Annotated in this window: 9 protein-coding genes; 2 read left to right on the forward strand and 7 right to left on the reverse strand. The window is 62.4% G+C overall.

Annotated elements, in window-relative coordinates; all coding sequences use genetic code 11:
* Window positions 1-44: 44 nt before the first annotated feature.
* From ubiA to LH464_RS11195, 3 genes are all read right to left on the reverse strand, one after another.
* Window positions 45-998: a 4-hydroxybenzoate octaprenyltransferase gene (gene ubiA / locus LH464_RS11185; RefSeq protein ID WP_226786525.1), complete on the reverse strand. Its 954-nt coding sequence runs from the start codon at window positions 996-998 to the stop codon at window positions 45-47.
* A 62-nt stretch (window positions 999-1,060) separates the two neighbouring features.
* Window positions 1,061-2,314 carry an SAM-dependent methyltransferase gene (locus LH464_RS11190; protein WP_226786459.1) on the reverse strand — a complete coding sequence of 418 codons (1,254 nt, stop codon included), beginning with the start codon at window positions 2,312-2,314 and terminating at the stop codon, window positions 1,061-1,063.
* 140 nt (window positions 2,315-2,454) lie between these two features.
* Complete coding sequence (locus LH464_RS11195) at window positions 2,455-4,752, reverse strand: Tex family protein (RefSeq protein WP_226786460.1); 2,298 nt, start codon at window positions 4,750-4,752, stop codon at window positions 2,455-2,457.
* A gap of 149 nt (window positions 4,753-4,901) precedes the next feature.
* On the opposite strand from LH464_RS11195, the gene purD reads away from it, so the two are divergent.
* Window positions 4,902-6,173: a phosphoribosylamine--glycine ligase gene (gene purD, locus LH464_RS11200; protein ID WP_226786461.1), complete on the forward strand. Its 1,272-nt coding sequence runs from the start codon at window positions 4,902-4,904 to the stop codon at window positions 6,171-6,173.
* Between the two features lie 96 nt (window positions 6,174-6,269).
* Entirely contained in the window at window positions 6,270-6,716 is a 447-nt protein-coding gene (locus LH464_RS11205; protein WP_226786462.1) for a plant virulence effector HPE1-like domain-containing protein, read from the forward strand.
* A 194-nt stretch (window positions 6,717-6,910) separates the two neighbouring features.
* On the opposite strand, the gene glyS is transcribed toward LH464_RS11205, so the two are convergent.
* The 4 genes from glyS to LH464_RS11225 form a co-directional block, all read right to left on the reverse strand.
* Entirely contained in the window at window positions 6,911-9,064 is a 2,154-nt protein-coding gene (glyS, locus tag LH464_RS11210; RefSeq protein ID WP_226786463.1) for a glycine--tRNA ligase subunit beta, read from the reverse strand.
* 94 nt (window positions 9,065-9,158) lie between these two features.
* Window positions 9,159-11,087, reverse strand: a complete 1,929-nt coding sequence (locus LH464_RS11215; protein ID WP_226786464.1) for a DUF2207 domain-containing protein — start codon at window positions 11,085-11,087, stop codon at window positions 9,159-9,161.
* A 12-nt stretch (window positions 11,088-11,099) separates the two neighbouring features.
* On the reverse strand, window positions 11,100-11,651 hold the full coding sequence (locus LH464_RS11220; protein WP_226786465.1) for a LemA family protein: 552 nt from the start codon (window positions 11,649-11,651) through the stop codon (window positions 11,100-11,102).
* 71 nt (window positions 11,652-11,722) lie between these two features.
* Window positions 11,723-12,679 (reverse strand): glycine--tRNA ligase subunit alpha, encoded by a 957-nt coding sequence (locus LH464_RS11225; RefSeq protein WP_226786466.1) that lies wholly within the window; start codon window positions 12,677-12,679, stop codon window positions 11,723-11,725.
* Between the last annotated feature and the right edge of the window lie 23 nt (window positions 12,680-12,702).

The following is a 12,702-nucleotide window of genomic DNA, read 5'->3' on the forward strand; positions in this document are numbered from 1 at the left end:
GGGCTTCTGCGTTTCAGGATCCAGGCCTGAGTGTCGATCGGCGCTTAGGCGAACGGCAGCGACAGAACGAGGCCTACGAAGATCACGGCGCCGACACGGGTGTTGGACTTGAACAGCGCCAGGCACTGGTCCGGATTGTCGATGTCCAGCACGACGATCTGCCAGGCGAACATGACGGCCGCGACGATCAGGCCGAGATAGGCCAGAAGCCCCACGTCTGCCGCCGCATAGCCAAGCAGGAGCAGCACCAGCGTCAGGCCGTAGAGGCCCGCCAGCCAGAGCTTCGTATTGTCGCCAAAGAGGCGCGCGGTGGAGCGAACGCCGACAAGCGCATCGTCCTCCTTGTCCTGGTGGGCGTAGATCGTGTCGTAGCCGATCGTCCATGCGACCGAGCCGACGTAAAGCAGGACAGGCGCCCATGCGAGACTGCCGAACATGGCGGCCCACCCCATCAGGCCGCCCCAGGAGAAGGCCAGCCCGAGGAAGAATTGCGGCCAATCCGTAAACCGCTTGGCAAACGGGTAAACCGCAACGACGGCGAGAGAGAGTATCCCAAGGATAATTGCAAAGCCGTTGAACTGAATCAGGACAAGCAGCCCGACCAGGGCTTGCAAGGCCAGAAAAACCTTCGCCTCGAAACGGGTCACGCGGCCCGACGGCAGAGGCCTGGACCGGGTTCTGAGAACTTCGTTGTCAATGTCATGGTCGACCAGGTCGTTATAGGTACAACCGGCACCGCGCATCGCGACCGATCCGACGAAGAACAGGAACAGGTGGAACGCGAAGAGAGCGACCGAGAGGTTTCCAGTCTCTGCCGCGCTGTTGGCCGCCAGCGCCGACGACCAGAAACAGGGCCACATCAGCAATTGCCAGCCGATAGGCCTGTCCCAGCGGGCCAACTGCGCATAGGGCCACGCCGCCCGCGGCAGAACCTTGTAGACCCAGTTATTCGAGGGAGCATCGTAGACGCGCCCGTTGAGATCATCCGATTTTGTCATTCCATGGTCGTAGCTGGCCGGGAGATCTTGCGTCAAGCCGATACACCAACCCGCAACCGAGGTCAGAACGTCACCGGCTCCAGCGGCGGCCGAGTTGCGTCAAATTCCTTCAGCTTCGCCTCGCGTTCGGCGATGTAGTCGCGGTTGTCCGGCACGGTCATCCTCTTCTTGGTGATCTGCATCTGGAAGACGAAGAAGTTCTCGTGCGCGAAGGCCATTTCGGAGCCAGCCAGGTAGAATTCCCACATGCGCACGAAGCGCTCGTCGTAGAGCGCCATCGCTTCCTCCTTGCGCGCCAGGAAGCGCTCGCGCCAATGCCGCAATGTGTGGGCGTAGTGCATCGTCAGGATCTCGATGTCCGAGACGAGCAAGCCGGCATTCTCTATCGAGGGCATGACTTCCGCCAGCGAGGGCATGTAGCCGCCGGGGAAGATATATTTCTCGATGAACGGACCATTGTAGCGGGCAGGAGACGGTTGGCCGATCGCGTGCAGGAGCATGATCCCGTCATCGTCCAGGACCTCGTTCACCTTGCGGAAGAAGCGCCCGAAATTCCCGCGACCGACATGCTCGAACATGCCCACCGAAACAATTCGGTCGTATTTCCGTGCCGGCAAATAGTAATAGTCCTGAAGCTCGAACCGCACACTGTCGGTGAGGTGCCGCTTCGCAGCCCTATCCAGAGACACGGGCAACTGCTCCTGGCTGAGCGTAATGCCGGTCACATGGGCACCGGAGGACTCGGCCAGGTACATGGCCATGCCGCCCCATCCAGAACCTATATCCAGCACCCGCTGCCCCGGCTCGACCAATAACTTGGCTGCGATATGGCGCTTCTTGGCGACCTGCGCCTCGTTGAGGCCAATGCCCGGCGGCTTGAAGTATCCGCAGGAATACTGCCAGTCATCATCAAGGAAGAGATTGAAGAGCTTGGCGCTGAGATCGTAGTGATGGGCAACGTTGCGCTGATTGCGATTGACCGGGATCCCGTGCCGAATGCGGGCTTCCACCACCCGCAGCATGCCTCGCCACATCATGCCCCAGGTCAGCACCTCGCTCAGCGTATTCTCTTTCACAAGGGCCAGCAGTTCGTAGATATCGCCTTGTTCGAAGATCAGCCGGCCATCCATATAGGCTTCGGCCAGCTTCAGCTGGGGATCGGCAGCGACCTCCTCCTCGGCTTCGGCATCGGCGAACCGCATGGCGACCGTTCGCCCCCCTCCGTCGCCGAAGCGCTGGAAGCCGGCGGGGCCATCCACGGTGAGCGTTCCTTTTTTGATGATTTTCGTAAGAAGACTACGCAGGGACGAGGCCACGGCTTACCTCCGAAACTAAGTCTACCTTACAGATTAAGCTCCTTGGCTTTCTTTCAAGAAGCAAGCGCCGGAAAAGATGACAAAAACAAATGCCGCCCAACATGATTGAGCGGCATTTTGTTTTGCAATCGGGAAATTTGTCAGCGGCGCTTCATGGCTTCCGCCAGCGCTGCGCCGAAGGCACTCTGGCTCGACGGCTTTTCCGTCTTCATGAATTTCGGATTGGCGGGCTTGCCGCGATCGCCGCCACGCGGTGGCGGAGGGGTGTCGCCGTCGTCGCGGCGCATGCTGAGGGCGATGCGCTTGCGCTTCACGTCCACCTCGACGACGCGTACCTTCACGACATCGCCGGCCTTTACCACTTCATGTGGGTCCTTCACGAACTTGTCCGCCAGCTGCGAGACGTGCACGAGGCCGTCTTGATGGACGCCGATATCCACGAAGGCGCCGAAGGCCGCAACGTTGGTGACCGTGCCTTCGAGCATCATTCCCGGCTTGAGATCGGTGATCTCGTCGATGCCTTCCGCAAACGTCGCAGTCTTGAAGCTCGGACGCGGGTCGCGACCGGGCTTTTCGAGTTCGGCAATAATGTCCTTGACGGTCGGTAGGCCGAACTGTTCGTCGATGAACTGGCGTGGATCGACAGCCTTGAGAGCGGCGCTGTCCCCCATCAACGAGCGCAGGTCGCGACCGCAGGCGGCGACGATCTTCTTCGCCACCCCATAGGCCTCCGGGTGGACGGAAGACGCATCCAGCGGCTCCTTGCCGTTCGAAATGCGCAGGAAGCCCGCCGCCTGTTCGAACGTGCGGTTGCCGAGGCGCGCGACCTTGAGCAGCTCCCGGCGGCTGGCGAAGGCACCGTTCTGGTCGCGGTGGGCGACGATGGCTTCGGCAATCGACTTGCTCAAGCCCGAGACGCGGGCGAGCAGCGGCGCGGACGCCATGTTGAGATCGACGCCGACCGCGTTCACCGCGTCTTCGACAACGGCGTCCAGCGAGCGTGCCAGCTTTCCCTGGTCGACATCGTGCTGATACTGGCCGACGCCGATCGCCTTCGGCTCGATCTTCACCAGTTCGGCCAGCGGATCCTGCAGGCGACGGGCGATCGAGACGGCACCGCGCAGCGACACGTCAAGGCCGGGGAATTCCAGTGCTGCCGTCTCCGACGCGGAATAGATCGATGCGCCCGCTTCCGAGACGATGACCTTGGTGGGCTTGGCGCCCGGAAGGTTCGTCAGCATGTCGGCTACCAGCTTTTCCGTTTCGCGGCTGCCGGTGCCGTTGCCGATCGAAATCAGCTCGACATTGTGCTTGCGGATCAGCGCGGCGAGTTCAGCCTGCGCGCCACGCACGTCGTTTCGCGGCGGGAACGGGTAGACGGTCGTGGTTTCGAGGAGCTTGCCGGTACCATCGACGATGGCGACCTTGACGCCTGTGCGGATGCCCGGATCGAGACCCATCGTAGCGCGCGAGCCGGCGGGTGCCGCGAGCAGCAGGTCCTTGAGATTGCGGGCAAAGACGTGGATCGCCTCTTCCTCGGCGCGCTCGCGCATTTCCCGCATCAGGTCGAGCGAGAGCGACGTGGAGAGCTTGACCCGCCAGGTCCAGCCGGCCACCTCCATCAGCCAGACATCGGCTGGCCCCTTGCCGCCCATCTGGAAGGCGGCAGCGATAATGCGCTGTGCCGGCTTTACCGGCGACGTGTCATCGGCGTCGACCTCGATGGAGAGTGTCAGAAACTCCTCGTTCCAGCCACGCAGCATGGCAAGCGCCCGGTGACCGGGCGCGGTCGCCCAGCGTTCGGTGTGGTCGAAATAATCGGCGAACTTGGCACCCGCTTCCTGCTTGCCGGCGACCACCTTGGCTTTCAGCTGGGCACCGGCACGCATGTGATTGCGCAGCCTGCCGAGAAGGTCGGCGTTTTCCGAGATGGTCTCGGCAACGATGTCGCGTGCGCCCTCAAGCGCCATCTTCACATCCGTCACCTCACCGGAGACATAGGCCTCGGCCAGTTTGGCCGGGTCAGCCGACCGATCCGCCCAGATCGCATCGGCCAGCGGGCCGAGGCCGCGCTCGCGGGCGATTTCCGCCCGGGTTCGGCGCTTCGGCTTATAGGGCAGGTAGAGGTCTTCGAGCTCGGCTTTCGTCGCCGCCCTGCCGAGTTTTGCCGCCAGCTCGTCCGTCATCTTGCCCTGGGTGTTGATCGAGTCGACGATCGAGGTCCGCCTCGCTTCCAGTTCGCGCAGGTAGACGAGCCGTTCGGACAGGTTGCGTAGCTGCGTATCGTCCAGACCGCCCGTTACTTCCTTGCGGTAGCGGGCGATGAACGGGACCGTTGCGCCTTCGTCGATCAGACCGATCGCGGCAGCCGCCTGTTCGGGGCGGGCATTGATCTCGGCGGCGATCGCAGCGGAAAGGAAACGGATATCGGCGGCCATGGCGGTCTCTCTTTCGATAAGGAGGCGCGACCATAGTGAAACTTCAAGGCAAGGCAATGTGAAAGACGGCCGATTCCACAGGATGCGCGCTTGACCTTTCCGGCCCCTCCCCTTAACCGCCGCAAGAGAAATTAGAGAGGGCGCATGACATGAAGGTTCTGCTGATCGGCTCGGGTGGACGCGAGCATGCGCTCGCCTGGAAACTCGCACAATCGCCGAAGCTGACGACGCTGTTTGCCGCGCCCGGCAATCCGGGCATCGCAGAACATGCCGAACTCCTGCCCCTGAACGTCGAGGATCACGCGGCGGTCCTGAATTTCTGCCGCGAGAACGCCATCGACCTCGTTATCGTCGGCCCGGAAGGTCCGCTGGTTGCGGGACTGGCCGACGTGCTGCGTGACGCCGGTGTCGCGACCTTCGGCCCGTCCGCCGCAGCGGCCCAACTGGAAGGCTCCAAGGGCTTCACCAAGGATCTCTGCGCCCGCTACAACATTCCGACCGGCGCCTATCGCCGCTTTACCTCCGCTGAAGAAGCGAAGGCCTACGCAAGCAAGCAGGGTGCGCCGATCGTCATCAAGGCCGACGGTCTTGCCGCCGGCAAGGGCGTGACCGTGGCGATGGAACTGGACGAGGCGCTTGCAGCCATCGACGACTGCTTTTCCGGCGCATTCGGTGCCGCCGGCGCGGAAGTGGTGGTGGAAGCCTTCCTCGACGGTGAAGAGGCAAGCTTCTTCTGCCTTTCGGACGGCAAGACCGCGCTGCCGCTTGCGACCGCCCAGGACCACAAGCGCGTCGGCGACGGCGATACCGGCCCGAACACCGGCGGCATGGGCGCCTACTCCCCTGCCCCGGTCATGACGCCGGAGATGGTTGAGCGGACGATGAAGGAAATCATCGAACCGACGATCCGTGGCATGGCGGAAAGCGGCCATCCGTTCACCGGCGTCTTCTTCGCCGGCCTCATGATCACGGCCAAGGGGCCGGAGCTCATCGAGTACAACGTGCGTTTCGGCGATCCGGAATGCCAGGTGCTGATGATGCGGCTTTCGAGCGACCTGTTGCCCATCCTGCATGCCGCCGCAACCGGCACGCTGGACCAGGTCTCCGCCGAGTGGAACGACGATGTCGCGCTGACGGTGGTGATGGCGTCCAAGGGCTATCCCGCAGCTTTCGACAAGAATACGCCGATCGGGGCGCTGCCCGATACCGCGCAGGACGAGAAGGTCTTCCATGCCGGCACGGCGTTGAAAGACGGGCAACTGGTGGCGACCGGCGGGCGCGTCCTGAACGTCACCGCGACGGGCCGGACCGTGGCCGAAGCGCAGGCCAGGGCCTATGCCCTCGTTGATCGGATCGACTGGCCGAACGGCTTCTGCCGTCGCGATATCGGCTGGCAGGCAATCAAGCGCGAGCAGGCCTGAGACGTCCAATCCGGCGTTTACTAAAAACTTACCAGTCCCACTGACCGGTTCGAAACCTTCGGGTGGTATTGCACCTCTACAATGAGGAGTTGCGCCATGCGTTTTTTGCTGATCAGTGCCCTGATCCTGACAAGTGGGACGGCCCTGGCGTCGTCGATCACACCGCTCACCGGTCATGGCGGCAACGGCAGTGTCGTCATCCGGACATGCGACGATTGCGCTCCCCTGAAATCCAAGGAGGAAACGGCCGGATATACCGTGCCGGTTCTGGAGTCCGGTGCGCAAAGGACGGAGATCGTCGAGATCAACGGCGAGAAGAAGCTCCTCCGCACCGAAGCCTGGCTCGGGGGATCGCCGGTCGTGCATGTGAGCAAGGTGCAGGAATGGATGACCGAGGAAGGCCCCGCGCTCGCCGGCCACAACGGAACAGACGGCATCGACCGCGATGCCTTGGTGGGTGCCGTGCAAGCCGGTATGGCCGGAAGCGGGGCGGAGCAAGCCCAGACTTTCGACACCGACACGATGCCGCTTAGACTGAAGTAACGACAACCTTGCCGTCGCAATATCTTCATGCCTGAAATGCCGGGCCTCCGGCATCTGTAATTAAACCAATCATCAAGCTTTTGGATTCGCCTGTGGCGTTACGCGGGGGCGTGGGACGGAAGCCGTCGGAACCGAAAGGTCCGGCGGCTTTCTGTTTTCAAACGATCGAGGCGGCCGAGGCCTCGATTGGCCAGCTATCCGCTGATCTTCGAGAAGTCCGCGACCGTGGCCGTCGCCTCGCGGATGGCTTTCAGCAAAGCCAGGCGGTTGGCGCGGATGGCGGCATCCTCGTCGTTGACCAGCACATCCTCGAAGAACGTATCGACCGGGACGCGCAGCTTCGAGAGCGCTTCCATGGCGGAGCGGAAGTCTTCCTTCGCGATAGCGTCGGATGCCTCGCTGGACGCCGCAGTGATGGCGGCCCAGAGCGCCTTTTCGGCATCGAGCTTCAACAGTTCCCCGGACACGCCATCGGCGACGACGGTACCCTTCTTTTCCTCGGCAGCGAGCAACTGGGTCGCACGCTTTGTGCCCGCCAGAAGGTTCTTGCCATCTTCCGAGGTGATGAAGGCGGTCAGTGCCTCCGCACGGCGGGCGACCATCAGCAGATCGTCGGCATCCGGCGTCAGCACCGCATCGATGATGTCGTGGCGGGCGCCCTGGTCACGCAGATAGACCTTCAGGCGGTCGTGGAAGAAGGAGAGGAGGTCAGCATCCCTGGCGACGGATGCAAGCCGCAGCCTGATGTTCTTCTCCAAAATCATCCGCACCACGCCCAGCGCCGCGCGGCGTAGCGCATAGGGATCCTTCGAACCCGTCGGCTTTTCGTCGATGGCCCAGAAGCCGGTAAGCGTGTCGAGCTTATCGGCGAGAGCGACGGTCAGGCCAACCTTGTCTTCCGGCAGACGGTCGGAGGGACCATTCGGCTTCCAGTGGTCTTCGATTGCGGCAGCGACAGAGGCATCCTCGCCCTGCAGCGTCGCGTAACGGCGACCCATCAGGCCCTGCAGTTCCGGAAACTCGCCGACCGCTTCGGTGCGCAGGTCAGCCTTGGCCAGAACCACGGCGCGATCGACCAGAGCCGCATCAGCGCCGACGATCGGTGCCAACGCTCTAGCCAGCGCACGGATGCGCGCGACGCGTTCCCCTTGCGTGCCGAGCTTGGCATGGAAGGTGACGTTCAGCGCATCGAGCTTGGCCATGCGCTGGTCGAGCGGCTTCTTGAGGTCGAGACCGAATTTTTCGGCGGAAGCCGTCAGCTCCTGAAGGTCCGGCAGGTTGCCCTGGTCGCGGGTCCAGAAATGCTTGGCATCCGACAGGCGGGCGCGCACGACCTTGCCGTTGCCGTGAATGATCTCCTTGCCGCCGTCCTTCGCCTCGATATTGGAAACGAGGATGAAGCGGTTGGAGAGGCCTTCCTCTGCACCCTGCGGGCGGGTGACGAAGCATTTCTGGTTCGTCTTGATCGTCAGGCGGATGATTTCCGCCGGGATCTGCAGATAGTCCTCTTCGAACGCGCCCATCAGCACATGAGGCCATTCGACGAGGCCGGAGACCTCTTCCAGTAGGCCTTCATCCTCGACCATGTCGAGACCGTTCGCGAAGGCGAGGTCTCGGGCGTCATGAAGGATCACGTCCTTGCGGCGCTCGGCATCGAGCATGACCTTCGCCTTTTCAAGGCTCGCGACATAGTCCTCGAAGCGGCGGACGGTGATCGCGTCCGGTGCGTGGAAGCGGTGGCCATAGGTGACGTTGCTTGCCACGATGCCGTCGATCTCGAACGGGATGACCTGGGTTTCTTCATGCTCGGGTCCGAAGACGCAGACGATCGACTGCAGCGGGCGCACCCAGCGCAGGCTTTCAGACCCCTTGCCCTCGATACCCCCGTAACTTGAACCCTTTGGCATCGAGGCCGCGCCCCAGCGCATGGATTTCGGCCATGCGAAGTTGCGGATGATGCCGGGCATCACATCGGCGATAATCTCTTCCGCCGGGCGACCGGGTTTGGAGATGACCGCGACGTAGAAATCGCCCTTCTTCGGATCGCTGACGACCTGTGCCTCGGAAACGTCCGTCAGGCCGGCCTTGCGCAGGAAGCCGGCAACCGCCTGTTCCGGTGCCTTTGTCGAGGGACCCTTGACCTCTTCGCGCTGATCGGCGGAACGGGCGTTGAGACCGCGAATATCGAGCGTCAGTCGTCGCGGCGTCCAGTATTCGCGCGCGCCCTCGTAGGTGAGACCGGCTTCCACCAGCGCGTCGGTGACGAGCTTCTTGAGGTCTCCCGCGGCCTTGCGCTGCATGCGGGCGGGGATTTCCTCAGAGCGGAGTTCGAGAAGCAGATCGGGCATCTTTTCAACTTTTAAGTGGATTTCACACGAAGGGTGGAATGTCGGCAGGCTCTAGCAAGCCCTTCGCCAAAAGTCACCCGCAAAGGCTGGCGAATTACCACCCGCCCCCTCCTCCGCCTCCTCCGCCGCCGCCCGAGAAGCCGCCACCGGTGGAGAAACCCGAGGACGAGGAGCTGGCCTTGGGCGCTGGTATCGTGGAGGCGATCGTCGATGCCATGGACGAGGAGAAGCCGCCAATACGATCGCCGAAGCCGCCTATATTGTCGCCGCTGTACCAACCGGGCGCGTAGGATGCAGCCGCCGCACCTGCCGTCGCTGTCGCGAGCCAGGTCTCGAACGCGCTGCTCCAGGGCTTTTCGACGCCGAGCGCGACCGCATAGGGAAGCAGTTTTTCAAAATGCTGCGGCGACATTTTCGGACTACCTGCCATGTTCATGCGGTCTTTCTCCGCCAGCGTCAGATAGGTTCGCAGCCCCTCGATGCCGTCCATAAGCTTGCGGCCGAGCGGTGTCGGCGCCCCCATGAGAAAGAAGAAGATGACGTTGGCGAGCACGATCCCGCCGACGGAGACGAGCACCGGCCAATCTTCGGTACCCGTCAGCTCCGAAGCAATCAGCACCAGGACGCCCGAAATCATCGACAGCGCCACGAGCCCGACGAAGCCAAGGGTGACGATGGTCATGATCTTCGAAAACAGCGACCTGCCTCGGCGGAGGCTCTTGCCCAGCTTGACGGCAAAGCCGCCAAAGAACGCGGCGAAGAACACTGGCACCAACAGCACGACGATCATGTCCGGCTGCACGTCGCCGAACAGGAAGAGCGCGCCGAGGGCAACAACACTCAGCACCACGCCGCCGATCACATAGCCGCTGTTGGAGCGGTAGTACTTGCCGCGATGCTCCTTCTCCATGGCACGCCGGAAGTTCTCGCCAACCGTCTGCACCTCCTCGCCATGCGCCTTGTCGATGACCAGTTCCTTGCCCGGCCCACCGATCTCCCTGAGCAGCGTGGCCTGACCGACAGGCAGTTGCTTGCCTATCGGCTTGTCCGTGCGACGGATGGTGATCGAGCTTTTCAGGTCCTCGAGCGTCACGTGGCCCTTGACGGCGAGGTCGAGGGCGGCAGCGGACAGCGCCGTCCAGCCTTGGCCCGAGAAACCCTTGTTGTCGATATAGTTGACGAGCGCGGGCGAAATTCCATCCGGTGGATCCCAGCGCGGCACCATCACCCCCTCGGCCGGATCACGCCCGACACGCGTCCAGTTACGCGCGTAGTAGAGGGCCACGAGCGCAAGACCGCCAAAACCGATGATCAGGTTCATGTTGTCGCGGAACCACCAGCTACGCTGCTGTTCGGCCGACGGCGCAGCGATTGCACCTTTGGGGATGCCGACAACGATTGTCAGCCCTTCGTTCGGCTGTAATGGCCGGTTGGTGGAGAACACCGCCATATTGCCGCTGCTTCTCATATTGGCGTCGGTATCGGCAGCACCGAGCGGTCCCGTATAGGCGACCGTTTCCGTAACGCGCGCGCCATCCGGCAAGGTTACCCGTGCGGACGCCTGATCGATGCGAAACATCCATCCATTGCCGGTGACGTTCCAGTAGAGTTCATCGTGGTCGTCGAAATACCGGATCTGGCGATCCGTCCGATAGGTGATCACATAGGTATGCTCGCCGCGGGGGAGAAGCACGTCCGCGGAGCCGGTATAGATACGGATACCGCCGGTCACACTTTCCGTACGCCAGTCTTCCGGCTCGCCGTCGCGGGTGACGGACAGCACGTCGAACCCGACACGAACGGTTCGCCCCTCATCGTCCTCCATCGTCAGCGGAAAATCCCGGAAGATGCCGCGGCGGATATCGTTACCCTCGGCATTGACCGTGATCGTCTCCGCCACCGTCAACTCGCCGCTGTCAGCGATCCGGATATCGGAATGGTAGGAGCGTATATGCTCCATGGCGGCGGCCGGAAGCACGCCCACACACCACAGCAGCACGGAAATAAGAAGACGAACGACCATATTGCTGGGGACCTAGAACTTGACGGCTGGCACGGCGCGATCCGCCGCATTCTCGATCTCGAAATATTCCCGCTTGGCGAAGCCGAACTGGTTGGCAACGATGTTCGAAGGAACGCTCTCCACCTTGACGTTGAGATCGCGGGCGGCACCGTTGTAATAGCGGCGTGACATCTGGATCTCCTCCTCGATCGTCTGAAGCGAGTTCTGCAGTTCGAGGAAGTTCTGGTTCGCCTTGAGGTCCGGATAGGCCTCGGCAAGTGCGAACAGCTTTCCTAGCGCCTGACCGAGCATGCCCTCAACCTGCGCACGTCCGGCGACATCGCCCGCCGGGACGGACTGGGCGCGGTTGCGCAGTTCGACCACCTCTTCGAAGGTCGATTTCTCGTGGGCCGCATAGCCCTTCACGGTTTCGATCAGGTTGGGGATGAGGTCGGCGCGGCGCTTCAGCTGCACGTCGATGCCGGACCATGCCTCTTCGGCCATCTGCCGCGACTTGACGAGACTGTTGTAGAGAAAGACGCCGTACAGGACGACAAGTGCGACGATGCCGAGCAGGATATACATCCGTGACCCCCAAATGAATTCTAGTATCGGCGGACACTAGAAAGCTTTCGGGGTAGCGTCAAACGGCTCGGCTACGCGGCCTGTTTGCCAACGTTCGCACCGCCCGCATCGGTCAGCAGGAAGGCTTCGCCGCAAGCCTTCGCCAGCGTCCGGACGCGCAGGATATAGCTCTGGCGCTCGGTGACCGAGATCACGCCACGGGCATCCAGGAGATTGAAGACGTGGGATGCCTTGATGCACTGGTCATAGGCCGGGAAGACGCACTTGTGGAGCATCTGGTTGGCCTTTTCGCCCGGCGCCCCTGCGGCGAGCAGTGCCAGGCACTCCTTCTCCGCATCGATGAAGTGCCGGTGCAGCATGGCGGTATCGGCAAATTCGAAGTTATGGCGTGAATATTCCTGCTCTGCCTGCAGGAAGACGTCGCCATAGGAGATCTTCTCCTCGCCTTCGCGGCCGTTGAAGTTCAGGTCGTAGACGTTATCGACGCCCTGCACATACATCGCCAGACGTTCGAGACCGTAGGTCAGCTCACCGGCGACCGGCGAGCATTCGATGCCGCAGACCTGCTGGAAGTAGGTGAACTGCGACACTTCCATGCCGTCGCACCAGCATTCCCAGCCGAGACCCCAGGCGCCCAGTGTCGGGCTTTCCCAGTCATCTTCGACGAAACGCACGTCGTGCAGCAGCGGATCGAGGCCGATCGCCTTCAGCGAACCGAGATACAGCTCCTGCAGGTTGGACGGGTTCGGCTTCAGGATGACCTGATACTGGTAATAATGCTGCAGGCGGTTCGGGTTCTCGCCGTAGCGACCATCGGACGGTCGGCGGGACGGCTGGACGTAGGCGGCCTTCCACGGTTTGGGGCCGAGCGCACGCAGCGTGGTTGCCGGATGGAAGGTACCGGCACCAACTTCCATGTCATAGGGCTGCAGCACGGCGCAGCCTTTGTCGGCCCAGTAGTTATGGAGCGCGAGGATCAGCCCCTGGAAGGAGCGGGTCGGGGACATGTGGTCGGGAAGATCGGTCATCGGTATCGCCGGCGTCTGAAAAT

The sequence above is a fragment of the Pseudorhizobium xiangyangii genome (genome assembly GCF_020531965.1).
GTDB classification, from domain to species: Bacteria; Pseudomonadota; Alphaproteobacteria; order Rhizobiales; family Rhizobiaceae; genus Neorhizobium; species Neorhizobium xiangyangii.

Excerpts from the sequence above, each read along its gene's own strand:
- ubiA (WP_226786525.1), bottom strand. The coding sequence starts at position 998 with ATGACAAAATCGGATGATCTCAACGGGCGCGTCTACGATGCTCCCTCG.
- LH464_RS11195 (WP_226786460.1), bottom strand. The coding sequence starts at position 4,752 with ATGGCCGCCGATATCCGTTTCCTTTCCGCTGCGATCGCCGCCGAGATC.
- purD (WP_226786461.1), top strand. The coding sequence starts at position 4,902 with ATGAAGGTTCTGCTGATCGGCTCGGGTGGACGCGAGCATGCGCTCGCC.
- LH464_RS11205 (WP_226786462.1), top strand. The coding sequence starts at position 6,270 with ATGCGTTTTTTGCTGATCAGTGCCCTGATCCTGACAAGTGGGACGGCC.
- glyS (WP_226786463.1), bottom strand. The coding sequence starts at position 9,064 with ATGCCCGATCTGCTTCTCGAACTCCGCTCTGAGGAAATCCCCGCCCGC.
- LH464_RS11215 (WP_226786464.1), bottom strand. The coding sequence starts at position 11,087 with ATGGTCGTTCGTCTTCTTATTTCCGTGCTGCTGTGGTGTGTGGGCGTG.
- LH464_RS11220 (WP_226786465.1), bottom strand. The coding sequence starts at position 11,651 with ATGTATATCCTGCTCGGCATCGTCGCACTTGTCGTCCTGTACGGCGTC.
- LH464_RS11225 (WP_226786466.1), bottom strand. The coding sequence starts at position 12,679 with ATGACCGATCTTCCCGACCACATGTCCCCGACCCGCTCCTTCCAGGGG.